This window comes from Cetobacterium somerae (genome assembly GCF_022430525.1).
In the GTDB taxonomy this organism is placed as follows: Bacteria; Fusobacteriota; Fusobacteriia; order Fusobacteriales; family Fusobacteriaceae; genus Cetobacterium_A.
In genome coordinates this window covers 545,714-563,565 of sequence record NZ_CP092520.1, presented here as the reverse complement: position 1 = coordinate 563,565, position 17,852 = coordinate 545,714, and the positions used below count along the sequence as shown (strand labels likewise).

The following is a 17,852-nucleotide window of genomic DNA, read 5'->3' as shown; positions in this document are numbered from 1 at the left end:
AGATTACGGAGGATAAGAATGGCAGATTTAAGAGTAACATTAGCAGGATTAAAATATGCAAATCCAGTTATAGTAGGGGCAGGACCAACATCAAAAGATGCTGATATATGTAGAGAAGCAGTAGAAAATGGAGCAGCAGGAGTAGTGGCAAAAACTGTTTCATCAGAACCAGCAAAAGTACCAAAACCATGTATGCAGGATTTTAAAGGAAAATATTTTTTAAATACAGAACTATGGTCAGAACATTCAGTTGAGTATTGGGTAGAAAAAGAGTACAAAAAATGTAAATTTAAAGATGAACCTTTAATAATTGGAATGGGTTATGTAGCAGCTGATATTGAAAAAGTAGTACCGTTGGTAGATAAATTTGCAGATGCATATGAAATCTCTGCTCATTATGTAGGAAGAGATATTACGCCAATGTTGGAAACTTTAGCAGCAGCAAAAAAACATACTAAAAAACCTGTATTTATGAAAATTTCACCAGGTATTCCAGATATTTCAGAAACAGCTAGAATTTTAGAAGAACATGGAGCAGATGGGTTAGTAGCGATGAATTCTTATGGACCATGTCTATCAATAGATATAGAAACAGGTATGCCATATATGGGTTCTAATACAGGATATGGATGGCTATCTGGACCTGCAATAAAGCCAATTATGCTAAGACATGTATTTGAGCTTGCAAAAGGAGTAAAAAATATACCAGTATTTGCAGTTGGTGGTATTTCAACAGGAAAAGATGTTGTTGAAGCATTTATGGCAGGAGCATCAGCAGTTCAGGTTTGTACTCAAGGAATTATAGAGGGACCAAAAGCTTATGGAAGAATAGTAAAAGAGTTAAATGAGTGGATGGATTCTCATGGGTATGAGAATTTAGATCAAATAAAAGGTTTAACTATTAAAAAGACAAAAGAGAGAGTAAAAGCAAATTATGAAACTAATATTCCAGAATTAAAAGATGGATGTATAGGCTGTGGAATTTGTATTAAAGTTTGTCCTTATCATGCGATAAAATTAGAAGATAAAAAACCTATATTTAATAAAGAACTTTGTTTTGGATGTGGTGTATGTACCTCTCAATGTCCTAAAAATGTTTTAGATATTATAAGATACTAGAAAATTAAAAAATAAGTTTAAAGGGATTAATCTCTTTAAACTTATTTTATAAATATATGGAGGAAAAATGATAAAAAAATATTTTATACCAGAGACAATTGAAGAAGCCATTTCATTAAAAAATCAACATAAAGAAACTGGAAAATATCTTGCAGGTGGAACAATATTAAATCTTTTATTTAATAAAAAAAAATATGAAGTATATATAGATCTTAGAAAATTAAGTTTAGATAAAATAAAGAAAAATGAAAAAGGAAACTTAGAAATTGGAGCATGTGTAACATTTCAAAAATTAATAAGTAGTAAGATTATACCTGAACAACTAAAAAAAGCAGCGATGTTAATGGAAAATAGAAATATAAGAAATATGGCTACAATTGGTGGAAATATTGTAGGTGGAAAAACGGTAGGAGACCTTATTCCAACTTTAATTGTTTTAGAAGCAATGGTTAAAGTTTATGAAGAAGAAAAGTTGGTTTTAGTTGAAGAGTATATACTAAGAAAAGATGAGCGATTTATTGAAAAAATAATAATTGAAGAGAAGAAGCTTGAAAAACTTTACGGAGTAAGAGCTCATTCAAGAACTTCTGATGATTTATCATTAATTGGAGCAGCTGTTACTTATAATAAAGATCAAGAAAAAATAAAGGATATAAGAATAGCCGTAGGTGGCGTAGCTTCAACAGTTATAAGATTAAAAGATATAGAAAAAGAGTTAGAAGGAACGATATTAGAAAAACAATTGTTGATACACCTAATTAGAAATCATGTAGAACCATTAACAGATTTTCGTGGTTCAAAAGAGTTTAAAGCTTATTTAGCTGGAGAGTTAGTAGCTGAATGTTTTGAAATTGCTTAGAAAAAATTGAAAGGAGGATGTATGGTAAATATTTTCAACATTTATCATATAGATAAAAGATGGATAAAATAAAATTTAAATTAAATGGTGTAGAAAAAGAGTTTTTTGGAGATAAATGTCAATCAGCAAAGGTATTTTTGAGAAATCAAGGAATTCTTTCAATAAGAGAAGGATGTGATGGAGATGGAAACTGTGGTTTATGCAATATAATATTAGATGGACAAACTGTTAATTCATGTCTATTATTGGTTGGACAAATTGAAGGAAGAGAGATATATACTGTAGAATTTTTTTCTGATAAAAAGAAAATAGATACACTTCAAGAAGCAATGATTTTAGCAGGAGTTATTCAATGTGGATACTGTTCTCCATCAATTTATCTTGCACTAAAAATACTTTTAGATAATGTTGAGAAACCGACAAGGGAAGATATTTCAGATGCATTATCATCAATTTTATGTCGATGTACAGGTTATGAGCAGATGTATGATGTAATTGATATTTATAAAAAACTTTTAGCTGGAGAAAAAATAGAGAGAGCAAATTCTGAAAAAGAGATGAGAGTAATAGGAAAATCTGTTTGTAAAATTGATTCTCCAAAGCTTGTAAAAGGAGAAAAAGCTTTTGTTGAAGATTTTGTAGCCTCAGATGCTTGTTTTTTAAAAGTTTTAGGATCACCTCATGCAAGTGCTTATGTAACAAAAATTGATGTATCAAAAGCAGAAAAATTACCTGGAGTAGTTTATATATTAACACATGAAAACTCTCCTAAAACTGTTTATGGAAGATCAGGACAGAGTTATCCAGAGCCATCGCCTTATGATAGAAGATTGATAGGACAAAAAGTTTATCATGAAGGAGACAGGGTAGCGGCAGTGGTTGCAGAGAGTCTAGAAATAGCAGAAAAAGCTATAGAACTTATAGAGGTAGAATATGAAGTTTTAAAACCAGTAGTAACATTAGAAGATGCTATGAGTGGAGAGATTTTAGTTCATGGTGGACCTGTATATTTTAAAGATGGAAATTTAAGAGGATACGAAGAGCATAATGCAAAAGCTGATCCAAGAGAAACACCAATATTTTGGAATTTTCCAATAGGTGGAGATCAAAGAACAAACATGGTAGCTAAAACTGGCGGAAAAATGGGAGATGTAGAATTAGCGTTTTCAAAATCTGATGCAATAATAGAGCGAGAATATAGAACAAAAAAAGTTCATTGTTGCCCTTCAGAGCCACATGTATGTTATACAGAGATTGTAGATGGAAGATTAGTTGTTCATGCTTCAACACAAGTTCCAGGACATGCTAGAAGAATAATCTCAAGTATTTTAGGAATTTCAGAAAATAAGATAAGAGTTATAAAAGAGGCTGTTGGAGGAGGATTTGGAGTTAAACAAGACGTATTGATGGAAGATTTAGCTTCATATTTAACTTGGATAACAGGAAAATCTATCTATTATAGATATTCAAGAGAAGAGGAATTTATAGCAGCAACTTCGAGACATGATATGAAAATAAAAGTTAAATTAGGAGCTAATAAGGATGGAAAGCTAAATGCTATTCAAATGGATGTTTACTCTAATACAGGAGCTTTTGGAAATCATTGTATGACTGTATCAAAAAATAGTTGTGCAGTACCACTGCCTTTATTTAACGTAGAAAATATAAAATTTGATATAGATATATTCTACTCTAACCTTCCTAATGCTGGAGCTTATAGAGGTTATGGAGCACCGCAAGGAACCTATGCATTAATGACATGTATAGCTGAGTTAGCGAAAGAGATTGGTGTAGATTATTTAGATATCCTAAGAAAAAATACTGTTAGATCAGGGGATGCAATGGAACTTTTAGCTCAAATGGCTGAAGTTGGAAAAGGAAGTGCTGAAATTATTGAGAGTTGTGGATTGATAGATACTATTGAGAAAGCTGCAAAAATGATAGATTGGAGAAATAAAAAAGAAAGTGAAAAACCTCATATAAAAGTGGGGCAAGGAGTTGCTATAGTTCAACAAAAGTCAGGAATTCCAAATGTTGATACTGGAAATGCGATTATAAAGCAATTAAACGATGGAACATTTATAGTGCATATGGGAGGTACAGATTTAGGAACAGGGATGAATACAATAGCTGTGCAGGCTGTGTCAGAGCATCTAAAGTTAGACATGGATAAAATACATATAATAGCTGCCGATACAGATAATACTCCTTTTGATGTGGGAGCATATGCATCATCAGGAACACACTTTTCTATAGGAGCAGTTTTAAATGCCAGTAAAGAAATGGAAAATAAGATGTTAGAGTCAGCTTCGTTCTATATGAATGAACCAAAAGAAGATTTAAAACTTGTTTATCCAATGAAAATAGTTGGAAAAAATAGTGAGATGAGCTATGCTGATTTAGCTTTTAAAACACAGAGTGGTAAAGGTTGTGGACAATTAATAGCAAATGCAAACTTTACAACACACTTACATGCATTTCCATATGCTACTCATATTTGTGAAGTAGAAGTTAATACAAATACTGGAGAGGTTAATGTAACTAAATATTATGCAATTCATGATTGTGGAGTGCCTATGAATCCAGTTTTAGCAAAAGGACAAATATTTGGAGCTGTTATTCAGTCAATTGGTCATTCGTTATATGAAGAGATGATTTTTGATAAAGATGGCCATATGTTAAATGCAAACTTTATGGATTATAAGGTAGCTAAAATAAAAGATATACCAAAAGATTTCAGAGTAGAATTTGTAGAAACTTATGAAGATAAAGAGGAGTATGGACCTAGAAAATCAGTAGGAGAGTTATCAATAAATGGGGCATCTCCAGCTATAGCAACTGCAATTCATGATGCGGTAGGAGTGTGGATAAGAGAATGGCCATTCACTCCAGAAAAAATATTAAAAGAACTTGGAAAAATTTAATTAATTTATCTTAATACTCAAAATACTTACATAAAAACTTAAATTTTAATAGGAGGAGTAATGGCTTTAGTATTGAGAGTAGATGAAAAACCTAAAAGTATAGGAGAGTGGCTATTGCTCTCCTTTCAACATATATTCGCTTCATTTAGTGGAATTGTTACAGTGCCAATTATTTTTGCATCAGCATTAGGATTTGATAAAATTCAGACGGGAGAAATGATAGCAGATATACTTATTGTATCTGGAATAGTTACTATTTTTCAAAGTAAAGGAGTAGGATTTTTAGGAAGTCGGTTACCTCAAGTCATGGGATCAAATTTTACATTTATTGGACCGGGGCTTTCTATTGGATTAGCAGCATCTGCTATAGCAGGAGGATCACCAGAAGCTGGTTATGCAGCAATATTAGGAGCATCAATGTTGGGATCGCTAGTACAAATTTTTTTAGGAGGATTTACAGGAAAAATTAGAAGAATATTTCCTCCGATAGTTCAAGGAATAGTAGTATCTTTAATAGGACTTACAATTTTAGGAGTAGCTGTAGATTGGTTTGCAGGAGGTCACGGAGCAGAAGATTATGGTAGTATTACAAATATAGTTTTGGGATTGACAGTTATGTTTATAACAATTGGTCTTAATCAATATGGAAAAGGAATTTTATCCTCAGGATCAATTTTTTTTGGGATAGTTGTAGGATATTTATTAGCTTTTTTTATGGGAAAATTAGATCTTTCAATTCTCACTCAAACTCAAAGTATATATTTTCCAACTCTCTTAAAGTATGGAATGACTTTTAAAATCGAGTACGTTTTTCCTTTTGCTATAGCATACTTAGTTGCCATGGTAGAGGCAACTGGAGATACTTTGGCATGTGCGAAAGTATCTGAAGTTGATATGAAAGATAATAAAAGATTGTCAGGATCAATTTTATTAGGAGGAGTTGGGAGTTTTGTTGGAGCATTGTTCAATGCTACACCAACGACAACATTTAGTCAAAATACAGGAGTCGTTTCTATAACAGGAGTAGCAAGTAGATATGTTGTTATGGGATCAGGAGCGTTATTAATAGTGATGGGACTTATTCCAAAAATAGGAGCGTTAGTTTCTGTAATGCCACAGCCAGTTTTAGGAGGAGCAGCAATAGTTATGTTTGGAACAATAGCAGCTGTAGGAATAGGAGTTTTTCAAGAGGTAGAATTTAATAATGGAAACATGCTAATAGTAGGAATATCTATAAGTGCTGGATTAGCAGTAACATTGAGACCACAATTATTACAAAATTTACCTACTTTTATATCTACTATTTTATCTTCAGGAATAACAACTGGAACTTTAGTTGGAGTTACTATGAATTTGTTATTTAATGGAGTTGAAAAGCAAAGTGATGTAGAAAAAGATAATATAGAAATAGAAACAGAGGGTATATAAAAATAGGGAGGAGAATTCTCCTCTTTATTTAAAAAAATTAAAAAATTTATAAAAAGTAGTAACTAGATTGACTTTTTTTTATAAAATTTTTAATAATAATACTTAGGAGGATGCCTAATATGCTTTTAAAAAATGGGAAAGTTTTGATAAAAGATAAAATTGAACAAGTGGATATAAAAATAGAAAAAGAAAAAATAATAGAAATTGGAGAGAATTTAAAAGAAGATGGAAGTTTTATAGATTTAAAAGGAGCTTACGTGGTTCCTGGAGGAATAGACGTTCATACTCATTTTAATATAGATGTAGGGATTATATCGGCTGATGATTTTCAAAGTGGTTCTATGGCTGCTCTAGCAGGAGGGACTACTACAATAATAGATCATCCAGGGTTTGGACCAAAAGGGTGTAATTTAGAATATATGATAGATAAATATATGGATTATGCAAAAAATTCACTTTGTGATTATTCTTTTCATGGTGTTTTTCAAGAGGTAGATAAAAATAGTTTTAAAGAACTTGAGAAACTAAAAAAAAGAGGAATAAATAGTTTTAAAATATATTTAACATACGCTTTCAAACAAGAAGATGAAGATATAATTAAAGTTTTTCAATATGCTAAAAATCTTGATATGGTTGTAGCAGTTCATGCAGAAAATGATTCTATTATAAGTTTTTTTAAAAAGAAATATATGGAAGAGAGAAAAGGAAAGGCAATATATCACGCGTATTCTCGCCCAAGTTACTCAGAAGCAGAAGCAGTTTCAAGATTAATAAGATTGGCAGAAACAGTGGAGTTTGAAAAATTATATTTTGTTCATATCTCATCAAAAGAATCTTTAGATGAAATTATTCAAGCAAAATTAAGAGGAAGAAAGTTTTGGGTGGAAACATGTACTCAATATCTTTATTTAAATGAGTTAAATTATCTTGAAGATGATGGTGAGAAATATATTCTTTCACCTCCTCTTAGAAAAGAAGAGGATATAAAAGCTTTGTGGAAAGGTATAGATAAAAATTATATCGATATTATAGCAACAGATCATTGCTCTTTTAGTTTAGAACAAAAAAGAAATGGAATAAATGAATTTTGGAAATGTCCAAATGGAATTCCAGGTGTTCAAGAAAGAGTTTTATTACTATTTAGTGAATTTTTAAAAGGAAAGTTAAGTGTTGAAAAATATTTAAATTTAACCTCAAAAAAACCAGCTGAAATTTTTGGAATGAGTTCTAGAAAAGGAAGTATAGAAATAGGAAAAGATGCCGATTTAGTAATATTTAAAGAAAAAAAATTAGTTCTAAATTCAAAAATGATTTTTTCTAAAGCTAACTATAGTTGTTTTGATGGCTTTAAGTTATTAGCAGATATAGATATGGTTTTTTTAAGAGGAGAGTTAGTTCATAGTCCCAATTTAGAAGAAGTAAAATTAAATAAAATAGGTAAATTTATACCTCGTTATTAGAATAAAATGATAACTTTAAAGGAGAAAATATGGATAAAGATATTATTTTTAATATATCAAAGAAGCTAGAAAATGGTATGGGAGTAGCCCTTGTAACTTTAATTGAAATTGATGGTTCAAGTCCTGGAAGAAAGGGGAACCTTATGGGAGTTTTTCAAACTGGAGAAATTTGTGGAACAGTAGGAGGCGGAAACTTAGAGTTTAAATTAATTAAAGAGGCATTAAAAGCAATAGAAGAAAATAAGTCTAAAAGTTTAGAGTTCGATCTTATAGAGGAAGCTGCTCTACATATGGCGTGTGGAGGAAAAGTTAAGGCTTTTATAAAAGTCTTCGAAAAAAAAGAAAAATTGATAATTATTGGTGGAGGTCATATAGGATCTGAACTATATAAATTAGGAGATTACTTAGGATTTGAAATAGTAATGGTTGATGATCGAGAAGAATTTTGTAATTCAGAAAAATATCCAAATGCAAAAAATATAGTTGGAAATCTAGAGGAAATAACGAAATATTTAAAGTTAGATAAGTATTCTTTTGTGGTTATAGTTTCAAGGGGACATTTAGGAGATAAAGTGGCTTTAAAAGGTGTTTTAGGAAGAGATGCTAAATATATAGGAATGATTGGGAGTAGAAGTAAAGTGAAAAAAACTTTTGATGAACTTGAAAAAGAGGGGATATCTGTAGTGGAATTAGAAAAAGTTTATTCTCCAATAGGACTTGATATTTCCTCAGGAAGCCCTAAAGAGATTGGAATTTCTATAGTTTCAGAAATTCTGAAAATAAAAAATAATCTTTCGGGATACTCTTTAAAAGAAAAAAATAAAATATGAGCAGATATAATTGTTATTAAGTCAGAAGAGTGGTCAATTATAAAAACTTAATATAAAAGAGCTTCAGGAATTTATCTTTGTATAAAAAAATTGCTTACTATAATTAATAAGCAATTTTTATTCCAAACTATGTAACTGGTTTTGTTGATTTGGCGAGAAAAAGAAATGGTATCAATAAAAGAGATATAACTCCACTTCCAATTAAAACATCATTAATCCCCATAATCGAAGATTGAACAACAACTTGCTGATTTATTAATGCTAGTGATTGAGCAGAAGTACTTATAGCAGTATTAATATTAGGGTTTGCTGTTGTTATACCAGAAGCCATCATAGTATGATGAAAGGCCATTGTATGATTCCACGCAGGAATAACTAACGAGGTTCCTAAACTACTTCCAATATTTCTCATAAAATTATAAATTCCAGATGCACTAGCTAAGTTTTCGTTACTAATATTTGAAAGAGTTAACGTATTTAAAGCTATGAAGAAAATTCCAACACCAAAACCATTGAAAAATCTGGTTAATCCAACATAAGTTGGAGTTATTTGTGGAGAATAATTAGATGTTAAAAATGTTGATATACCTAATAGAAAAAATCCAAGGGCAGCAACCTTTCTGGAATCTAAATGATCTATTTTTTTACCTAATATTGGAGCTACCATTAAGATAGCAAGACCTAAAGTACAAGTTGATTTTCCACTAATAAAAGCAGTATAACCCATATAGTTTTGTAACCAAAGAGGTATAGCAACGACTCCACTGAAGTAAGCTAAGACAGAAAACATTAAAGAGAAAGATCCAACACAGAAATTTCTATTTAAAAATAATCTTACGTTGACTACAGGAGATTCGTGATGCCATTCCCAAATGACCAGGAGGACTAAAAAAACAAAAGCGGATATACTAAGACCAATAATAGTATTATTAGAAAACCAATCTAAATCGTTTCCTTTATCTAACATAAGTTGTAAAGAACCAACACCAATAGCTAAAAAGATAAATCCAATGATATCAACAGGTTCTTTAACAGTTTTTTCTTTAGCAATATCTTTTTTAAAGATATAATAAACGATTAAACTAGATATGATACCAAAAGGAAGGTTGATATAAAAACACCATCTCCAAGAAGCTGTATCAGTAACCCATCCTCCAAGAACAGGACCAACAACTGGTGCTATAACGATAGTCATAGACCAAATTCCTAAAGCTATTCCTTTTTTTTCTTTAGGATATAGTTGTAACATAAGTGTTTGAGATAAAGGAATCATACTAGCTCCGACAACACCCTGTAAAATTCTCATAGTAAGAAGAAAACTATAAGAGGGACTAATACCACAAAGCATACTAGCTAAAGTAAAAAGTAGTGTTGCACCTAAATACTGTTTAATAATTCCTAAACGTTTAGTTAACCACCCGATAAGAGGTAAAAATATAGCTTCAGCTACAGCGTAAGAAGTTATAACCCATGTACCTTGATCAGGAGCTACAGCAAAGTCTCCCGCAATATGACTTAGAGAAACATTAACAATGGTCATATCGAGGACGTTCATAAAAGAACCAATAGCTAGAGCAATTGTAGCAAAAATAATTGATGAGTTCATGATATAGAACCTCCTTAAAAGCTATTATCTTTAACTATTTTTTCAATTAATACATTTAATTTATTTTCGTCAATTTTATAAAGGTCTGATTTTTGCTCTTTAAATTGATTTGGAATATCAACATTTTTATTTGTATTAACTGTGACAGTTAAGCTTGTCCCAATTGGTAAAACTCCATTCTTCTCTAAACTTTCATGATCAAAGTCAATTCTAACAGGAACCCTCTGAACAATTTTAATCCAGTTTCCAGTAGCATTTTGTGTTGGTATTAAAGCAAAAGCACTACCAGATCCAGCAGATATTCCAGAAACAACTCCTTTATAAGTTTTACCATTTAAATCACTAACAATTTCAACATAATTTCCAGGTTTTATATCTCCAAGTTGAGTTTCTTTAAAGTTTGCATTAACCCAAGTTTTATTTAAGTCAACAACAGTAAAAAGTGTTTGTCCAGCTTTTACTTGTTGTCCTAATTCAACTTGCTTTTGAGCAATAGTTCCAGAAATTGGAGAGAAAATTTTAGTTTTTTCTAAATTATAATAAGCATTTTTTAAATTTTCAACAGCAGCAGCAACAAGAGGATGAGAATATATATTGCTACTAAAAGCTTGAATTTTACTATTTTCTAAATTAGTTAAACTTTGTTCATAACTATTTTTACTATCTATATATTTAAAATTAGTTGTATCAAAGTTCTCTTTGCTTGTTATGCCACTACTACTAGATATAGTTTGTCTTTTTAATGTTTTATCAGCAAGAGTTAAGTTAGCTTTAGCAATTGCAACACTATCTTCACTAAGTTTTACACTATTTTGTAGTGTATAGTATTTTCTGACAGCATCTGCTAATTTTGTTTCAGCGTTTTTTAAAGCAATTTCATAATCAATAGTATCTAATTTTATAACAGGGGTACCAACGACTATAGATTGAGTATCCTCTACGTTAATTTCATTGATAACACCACTTACTTGTGTTGTGATAGAAACTTGGTTTCCATGAATGTAAGCATTTTCAGTTTCCTCATATCCTTTTAAGAAAAAGAAATAATAAAGCAGATATAAAATTCCAATAGCAAGTATAATTAAAAGAAAAATACCCATCTTTTTTTTAGCATCTTTTCTATTTTTAGTTTTAGTTTCATCCGTCACAATATTTTGATTTGTAGTTTGATTCTCCAATTTATTTCACCTCATTTTTATAGTAACCACCAAGGGATCCGATTAAATTAATTTGATTTGTATATAATGTAAAGTTATTTTCAATATAACTTAATTTAGTATCAAGTAAATTATTTTTTTGATTTAATAACTCAAGTTTAGATATGCTACCAATTTGATATAAGGTATCATTATCATTATAAGTAGATTTTACATTATTGTAATTTTTTTCTTCTAATTCGTTATTTGTTTTTGATGTTTTTAAAGCATTAAGATTATTATTAATATCTTGGTAGGCTTTAATTAAATTATTATTATAGTTTTCTATAAAAATATTTAAATTAACTCCGGCGATATTATAGTTTTGAGTGAGTGTATTCCTATTAAATAAAGGCAAATATAAGCTTGGTCCGAATTCCCATAATGTACTATGAGCTTTTAATAAATCTTGAATATTCAAATTTTGATACTCATATTTTCCAGTAATAGAAAATCTAGGATAAAAATCAGCCTTTAAAGACTTTAAATTTTCTTTCTGTGAATTAATTAAAGCTAAATAATATTTTACATCAGGTCTATTAACTACTATATCTGAATCAATATATTGGGGAATATTTAAAAAGTAGTCAAACTCAGGGGTGTTATAATCTATATTTGATAAAATTTCATCAATATTTTTAGATTTTACATTTCCAACAAGAGAATAAAAGCTATTTTTTAAAGTGATTTTTTGAGTGGCAATCTCAGCAATTTTTTGATTTAAAGAGTTAACATTATTATCAGCAGTTAAAATGTTTTCTTTATTTCCAAGGCCAGTTTTATAAAGAATATTTTGATAATTTAAAACCTCTTTTGCAATATTTAGTTTTTCGTTTAGTATATTCTCCTCTTTTGTTAGTAAAATATATTTTCCATAGAGATTTGCAACTGTTGTTGAAAGAGTTAGAGTGCTCCATTCACTTTGAAGTTCTGTAGCTAATTTTGAATATTGAGCTTGATTTTGTAAAGCATCAAATTTTCCCCAAATATCAAAGATATATTGACCTTGAATAGCTAAAGATCCCATATCAATAGTATCGCTATTTTTTATATCTTTTATAGGAAGATCTGTTTTTACATGAGATGTTAAAACATGATTTCTATTCCAACTTCCTCCTAAATCTATGCTAGAAAGATTAGAGTTTTTTGTAGAATTTAAGGTATACATTGCTTTTTCAATGTTTAGTTTAGCTATTTTAATTTCACTATTTGTTTTTAAAACCTCATCAATTAGAGAAATCAATTGCTGATTATTTGTGCTAAGCCACCATTGTTGTGACTTAAAAAAAATGTTGCTATTTTGTGGTTTATTTTCTGTAATTAATGTTTTAATAGGAGTTTCAGTAACCTTAGGAGTACCAAAACAACCTGTTAATAAAAAAGGCAAAATAACAAAAAAAATATAAGATTTCATAATCCCTCACTCCTGATAAAAATCTACTAAATTAAAAAATAAAAATTAATTTAGTAGGATTTTATAGATTTATATTGTATTTATATTAATACTACTTTATAATTGTTCTTAAAATATTTAAAACTTCCTACAAAAATTTATTAGAAAATGAAAAACAGGTAATTTTTTACCTGTTTTTTTGATTACATTTTGACTTCTTTTAAAATTTCATTAAAAATATGTTTTGCAATTTCAGATTTTGGTTGTTCTTTATAAATAATATTTTCGCCAGATTTTTTTATAATCTGTATGCTGTTAGTTGATTTTTGCATATTTTCAGCATTATTAGCAACAATAAAATCTAAATTCTTCTTAACTAGTTTTTTCTTTGCATTTTCAATTATATTTTCAGTTTCGGCTGCAAATCCAACTAAAATTTGATTTTTCTTTTTTTCACCCATATTTAATAAAATATCAGGATTTCTCTCCAATACTATTGTTAGTTCTCCATCTGCTTTTTTTATTTTTTCAGTAGAATAGTTTTTAGGTCTATAATCCGCAACAGCAGCACAAGCTATACCAATGTCTTGAGAATCGAACCTTTCCATAACAGCGTCAAACATATCAACAGCACTTCTTATTCTAATAAATTCTTTTAGTCCATGAGGAATTTCAAGATTTGTAGGTCCAGAAACTAAAGTTACATCAGCTCCTAAATCAACAGCAACCTTAGCTAAAGAATACCCCATTTGTCCACTAGATCTATTTGAAAAATATCTGATAGGATCTAAAGGTTCTTCTGTTCTACCTGCTGTAATGATAACTTTTTTTCCTTTTAGCAATTTAGGAATAGGAGTTGTTAAATCCTTCTCTATAATTTCAACTATTTCACTTTCGTTTTTTAATCTTCCTTTAGCATTAACATTACAAGCTAAAAAACCTTCGTCAGACTCTATGAACTTATAACCTAATTTTTCCAATTTCTGTATATTTTCTTTTAATATTGGATTTTCATACATATTTACATTCATTGCTAAAGCAAAGTATGTAGGCTTTTTACATGCTGAAATAACAGTAGACAACATATCATCAGCAATTCCATTAGCTACTTTTCCTACGATATTGTAAGTTGCTGGAGCAATTAAAAAAGCATCAGCCCACTCTGCTAAAGAGATATGTTCTACTTCAATTTGATGATTTCTTTCCCACATATCTGTAATAACTCTATTTCTAGAAAGAGTTTCTAAAGTTTGAGGAGTAATTATTTTAGTGGCACTTTCAGTCATTATAACTTTAACGTTATATCCTTTTTTTCTTAATATAGATATTATATTAGCAGACTTATAAGCAGCAATTCCACCAGTAACTCCAATTAAAATATTTTTCATCTTTATCCTCCTAAGTAAAGAAAATTAGAATCTTTTTTATATATTATACTATTTTAAGCTGAAAAAAAACAGAATTTGTTATATAATTAAAATTATAATTAAATTTAAGGAGGTTTTTATGAAGGTTGTTGCATTTAATGGAAGCCCGAGAGAAAAAGGTAATACATATTTAGCATTAAGGATGGTAGGAGAAGAGTTAGAAAAAGAAGGGATTGAATTAGAGATAATTCATGTAGGAAATAAAGCTATTAGAGGTTGCATAGGTTGTAATGGATGTGCTAAAAATAGAGATGAAAAGTGTGTTATGAGTGAAGAAAATTTTGTAAATGAGTGGATACAAAAGATTAAAGAAGCAGATGGTGTTTTATTGGGGTCGCCAGTTCATTTTGCTTCTTTAGGAGCTACTATGAAAGCTTTTTTAGATAGAGCATTTTATGTAGCATCAGTTAATGGAGGACTTTTTAGACATAAAGTTGGTGCATCAGTTGTTGCAGTAAGAAGATCAGGAGGAGTTCCAACATTTGATCAGTTAAATAATTATTTAAATTATTCAGAAATGTTGATGCCTTCAACAAATTATTGGAGTGTAATACATGGATTAAGACCTGGAGAAGTTGAGCAAGATGAAGAAGGAAAACAAATAATGAGAATTTTGGGAAAAAATATGGCTTGGCTTTTAAAGATGGTTGATTATACAAAAGATACAATTGTTCCACCAGAAAAAGAAAATAAAAAATACACTCACTTTATAAGATAAAATAAAAAACTCAGAGGATATTCTCTGAGTTTTTCTATATACTTGAGGCTTTTAAATTTTTATTAATACCTAGAACTTTAAAGATTATAAGAGTTAAAATAAATGTTAATACATCTGCAAATGGAAGTGTTAACCAGATTCCATCAACTCCAAGAAGTTTTGGTAAAATAACAATTCCGATTCCCATAAATACCACACCTCTACAAACTGATATTATATTAGCTAAAAAAGCTTTGTCCATAGCTTGTAAGTAAGAGATATTCATAAAGTTAGCTCCTACAAAAATAATGGCACTAGAGTATAAAAATAAACCTTTAGCTGTATACTCAAATAGATGAGATTCGTGTGTAAAAACTTTAACAACATCTAAAGCAAAGAATTTTATTAAAATTAAAGCTATTGTAGTGGCTATAAAACAGAATTTATGTGCATATCTAAAAATTTCTAGAACTCTTCTATAATTTCGACGTCCATAGTTAAAGCTAACTAATGGTTGGATTCCTTGGGCTAAACCTGTAAATAACATTCTATAGATAACAAATGAATAAGAGATTATTCCGTAAGCGGCAACTCCTATTTGTCCTTCTGTTCTAGAAAGAGTTATATTTAAAAGAATTGTTATTACCATAACTGCAAATTCTAAAATAAAAGATGAAAATCCTAAAGAACAAATTTTTCCCATTAAATTCCACTGGATATCTTTTATATCAAAAGATAATCTAAAAGTTGATTTAGGAAAGTGCATACATAAATATACTGCTGATAAAACTTGTCCAATAGCTGTAGCATAAGCTCCACCCTCAATCCCCATTTTCAATTTAAATATGAAGATATAGTCTAGAACAATATTTGTAATAGCTCCAATAAAAAGTGAATTCATGGCTTTTCTAGGAGCATTATCATTTCTAACAATAGCATTTAAAGATATCGATAACATTAAAAAGAAAGTAGCTACAATACATGGATACATATAATCTTTAACCATGGGAAGCAAAAGTTCTGTTGCTCCTAGAGATTTCATTATTTTATTAGGAAACATGAAAACAACAGAAGCTATTAAAATATAAAAAATAAGATTTAAAATAATTGTATATGTAAAACTTTTATTTTTAAAATCTTGGTCATCACTTTTTAAAGAGATTAAAGTAGCTCCTCCAGCTCCAAACATAAGACTTAGAGCAGCTGTTAAGTTAATTATAGGGTATCCAATATTAACAGCGGCAATTCCAATACTTCCGATACCTCTTGATATAAAAACTCCGTCAGCAACGACATAAAGGGAGTTAACAAGCATCCCGATTGAAGCTGGGATAGCAAATTTATAAAATAGTTTATTAATTGGTTGATTCTCTAGTTGATTGATTTTCGTTGACATTTTTTCTCAAGTCCTCTTCGTTTTCTAAAAATTTAAGATTTTTCATCTCTTTTTTTGTCATAATAAAAGTAACAATAACAGATAATATATCTGCAGATGGCACGGCCATCCATATACCACGAACTCCCCAGATTCTAGAAAAAATCAAAACAATGGGGATTAAAAATAAAACTTGTCTTGATAAGCTTAAAAACATAGTAGTTTTTGGTTTTCCAATAGCTTGAAAATAAACTGCTGCTATAATTTGGAAACCTATAAAAGGAAACATTAAAGTAAAAATTTTAAGACCTTTTGATGCAGCATCTAAAAGTTCAGGATTGCTAGTAAAGATAACTATAAAATATTTAGATAAAAATTGAATAGCTAAAAATCCAATAGTAGAAATAGTAACAGCGCCTTTCACAGCTAGTATAAAGGCTTGTCTAACTCTGTGAAAAAATCTTGCTCCATAGTTAAATCCAAGAATAGGTTGAACTCCTTGATTTATACCAAAAATAGGCATAAGAATAAAAGTGTTTACTGCATTAACAATTGTCATTGCTCCAACAGCAGTATCCCCACCATATTTCATAAGACTACTATTTAATATAAAGTTTACAGCACTAGAACCTAATTGTAAAACAAATGGTCCAGCACCAATAATAAAAATTTCTTTAACTTTTTCCCATTCAAGAAGTAAGTTTTTTAAATGGAGTTTAATCCCACTAAATTTTGATGTGAAGTAACCAACAGTCCAAATTGCAGAAACAATTTGAGAAATAATAGTTGCAAGTGCAGCACCTTTAACTCCTAAATTCAATCCAAAGATAAAGATAGGATCTAAAATGATATTTGTGATTGCTCCAAGTAAAAGAGTAATCATAGAAATTTTAGGATTTCCGTCAGATCTAACGGCTGCATTAGTAGCGTATCCAACCATTAAAAAAGGAAAACCAAGAGCGACAATTGTTAAGTAATCTCTGGCAAATGGTTCCGTGACAGGGCTTGTTCCTAATTTTCCAATGTATAGATCCATTGTAAAAATTATTATAAAACTTAAAACAATACCGAATATAATTGATAATGAAGTAGCATTACCTAAAAATTTTTCAGCTAAATCTTTTCGTTTTCTTCCTAATGAAATGGAGATATTAGTGGCACCACCTAATCCAATTAGAAGACAGAAACCAAGAGAGATTATCATTATTGGAAAAACAACCCCAACACCTGCAATAGCAACCGGACCGATTTCAGGTATATTTCCGATATAAATTCTGTCTACTATATTGTATAAAGCATTTACAAACATTCCAATCATAGCAGGAAGTGAAAATTTTAAAAGCAGTTGACCGATGGGCTGCTCTCCCATTTCTTTGTGTTTTTCTTTCATTCATTCCCCCAGTTTATTTAAATATAGTATAAGTATGATTATATCTTAAAAAATTAAGAAAATCAATTTTCTTTAACATATAAATAAGTAATTGGAATCTAAAGAAAATAGGTGTATTATATATTCAAAATTAGATAAATAAAATAAA

13 protein-coding genes are annotated in these 17,852 nt (G+C 29.7%); 7 read left to right on the top strand and 6 right to left on the bottom strand.

Going from position 1 to position 17,852, the window contains the following annotated elements; translation table 11 throughout:
- Positions 1–18: 18 nt before the first annotated feature.
- The 6 genes from MKD34_RS11645 (at position 19) to MKD34_RS11620 (ending at position 8,620) form a co-directional block, all read left to right on the top strand.
- On the top strand, positions 19–1,119 hold the full coding sequence (locus MKD34_RS11645; protein ID WP_240220583.1) for a 4Fe-4S binding protein: 1,101 nt from the start codon (positions 19–21) through the stop codon (positions 1,117–1,119).
- 67 nt (positions 1,120–1,186) lie between these two features.
- Positions 1,187–1,978: an FAD binding domain-containing protein gene (locus tag MKD34_RS11640; protein ID WP_240220581.1), complete on the top strand. Its 792-nt coding sequence runs from the start codon at positions 1,187–1,189 to the stop codon at positions 1,976–1,978.
- A 59-nt stretch (positions 1,979–2,037) separates the two neighbouring features.
- Complete coding sequence (locus MKD34_RS11635) at positions 2,038–4,902, top strand: molybdopterin cofactor-binding domain-containing protein (protein WP_240220579.1); 2,865 nt, start codon at positions 2,038–2,040, stop codon at positions 4,900–4,902.
- Between the two features lie 60 nt (positions 4,903–4,962).
- Complete coding sequence (locus MKD34_RS11630) at positions 4,963–6,330, top strand: uracil-xanthine permease family protein (RefSeq protein WP_240220577.1); 1,368 nt, start codon at positions 4,963–4,965, stop codon at positions 6,328–6,330.
- Positions 6,331–6,449: 119 nt separating this feature from the next.
- Positions 6,450–7,790: a dihydropyrimidinase gene (gene hydA, locus MKD34_RS11625; RefSeq protein WP_240220576.1), complete on the top strand. Its 1,341-nt coding sequence runs from the start codon at positions 6,450–6,452 to the stop codon at positions 7,788–7,790.
- A 29-nt stretch (positions 7,791–7,819) separates the two neighbouring features.
- Entirely contained in the window at positions 7,820–8,620 is an 801-nt protein-coding gene (locus MKD34_RS11620) for an XdhC family protein (protein ID WP_240220574.1), read from the top strand.
- A 127-nt stretch (positions 8,621–8,747) separates the two neighbouring features.
- Here the strand turns inward: MKD34_RS11620 and MKD34_RS11615 are convergent, their stop codons facing one another.
- The 4 genes from MKD34_RS11615 to coaBC form a co-directional block, all read right to left on the bottom strand.
- Positions 8,748–10,226, bottom strand: a complete 1,479-nt coding sequence (locus MKD34_RS11615) for a DHA2 family efflux MFS transporter permease subunit (protein WP_240220572.1) — start codon at positions 10,224–10,226, stop codon at positions 8,748–8,750.
- A gap of 14 nt (positions 10,227–10,240) precedes the next feature.
- On the bottom strand, positions 10,241–11,404 hold the full coding sequence (locus MKD34_RS11610) for an HlyD family secretion protein (protein ID WP_240220570.1): 1,164 nt from the start codon (positions 11,402–11,404) through the stop codon (positions 10,241–10,243).
- 1 nt (position 11,405) lies between these two features.
- Positions 11,406–12,836 carry a TolC family protein gene (locus MKD34_RS11605; protein WP_240220568.1) on the bottom strand — a complete coding sequence of 477 codons (1,431 nt, stop codon included), beginning with the start codon at positions 12,834–12,836 and terminating at the stop codon, positions 11,406–11,408.
- Between the two features lie 182 nt (positions 12,837–13,018).
- Positions 13,019–14,203, bottom strand: coding sequence for a bifunctional phosphopantothenoylcysteine decarboxylase/phosphopantothenate--cysteine ligase CoaBC (gene coaBC / locus MKD34_RS11600; RefSeq protein ID WP_240220566.1), 1,185 nt, complete (start codon positions 14,201–14,203; stop codon positions 13,019–13,021).
- A 118-nt stretch (positions 14,204–14,321) separates the two neighbouring features.
- Between coaBC and MKD34_RS11595 the strand changes: the two genes are divergently transcribed.
- Positions 14,322–14,960, top strand: a complete 639-nt coding sequence (locus MKD34_RS11595; RefSeq protein WP_240220564.1) for a flavodoxin family protein — start codon at positions 14,322–14,324, stop codon at positions 14,958–14,960.
- Between the two features lie 34 nt (positions 14,961–14,994).
- On the opposite strand, the gene MKD34_RS11590 is transcribed toward MKD34_RS11595, so the two are convergent.
- Both MKD34_RS11590 and MKD34_RS11585 read right to left on the bottom strand, forming a co-directional pair.
- Complete coding sequence (locus MKD34_RS11590; protein ID WP_185892756.1) at positions 14,995–16,335, bottom strand: MATE family efflux transporter; 1,341 nt, start codon at positions 16,333–16,335, stop codon at positions 14,995–14,997.
- Complete coding sequence (locus MKD34_RS11585; protein ID WP_240220562.1) at positions 16,295–17,704, bottom strand: MATE family efflux transporter; 1,410 nt, start codon at positions 17,702–17,704, stop codon at positions 16,295–16,297. The genes MKD34_RS11590 and MKD34_RS11585 overlap by 41 nt, the downstream gene beginning before the upstream one ends.
- Positions 17,705–17,852: the final 148 nt, after the last annotated feature.

What these genes read in the sequence shown, in the direction of transcription:
- MKD34_RS11630 (WP_240220577.1), top strand. Translation starts at nt 4,963, where the DNA reads ATGGCTTTAGTATTGAGAGTAGATGAAAAACCTAAAAGTATAGGAGAG.
- MKD34_RS11635 (WP_240220579.1), top strand. Translation starts at nt 2,038, where the DNA reads ATGGATAAAATAAAATTTAAATTAAATGGTGTAGAAAAAGAGTTTTTT.
- MKD34_RS11595 (WP_240220564.1), top strand. Translation starts at nt 14,322, where the DNA reads ATGAAGGTTGTTGCATTTAATGGAAGCCCGAGAGAAAAAGGTAATACA.
- MKD34_RS11605 (WP_240220568.1), bottom strand. Translation starts at nt 12,836, where the DNA reads ATGAAATCTTATATTTTTTTTGTTATTTTGCCTTTTTTATTAACAGGT.
- MKD34_RS11620 (WP_240220574.1), top strand. Translation starts at nt 7,820, where the DNA reads ATGGATAAAGATATTATTTTTAATATATCAAAGAAGCTAGAAAATGGT.
- MKD34_RS11585 (WP_240220562.1), bottom strand. Translation starts at nt 17,704, where the DNA reads ATGAAAGAAAAACACAAAGAAATGGGAGAGCAGCCCATCGGTCAACTG.
- MKD34_RS11640 (WP_240220581.1), top strand. Translation starts at nt 1,187, where the DNA reads ATGATAAAAAAATATTTTATACCAGAGACAATTGAAGAAGCCATTTCA.
- coaBC (WP_240220566.1), bottom strand. Translation starts at nt 14,203, where the DNA reads ATGAAAAATATTTTAATTGGAGTTACTGGTGGAATTGCTGCTTATAAG.
- hydA (WP_240220576.1), top strand. Translation starts at nt 6,450, where the DNA reads ATGCTTTTAAAAAATGGGAAAGTTTTGATAAAAGATAAAATTGAACAA.
- MKD34_RS11645 (WP_240220583.1), top strand. Translation starts at nt 19, where the DNA reads ATGGCAGATTTAAGAGTAACATTAGCAGGATTAAAATATGCAAATCCA.
- MKD34_RS11590 (WP_185892756.1), bottom strand. Translation starts at nt 16,335, where the DNA reads ATGTCAACGAAAATCAATCAACTAGAGAATCAACCAATTAATAAACTA.
- MKD34_RS11615 (WP_240220572.1), bottom strand. Translation starts at nt 10,226, where the DNA reads ATGAACTCATCAATTATTTTTGCTACAATTGCTCTAGCTATTGGTTCT.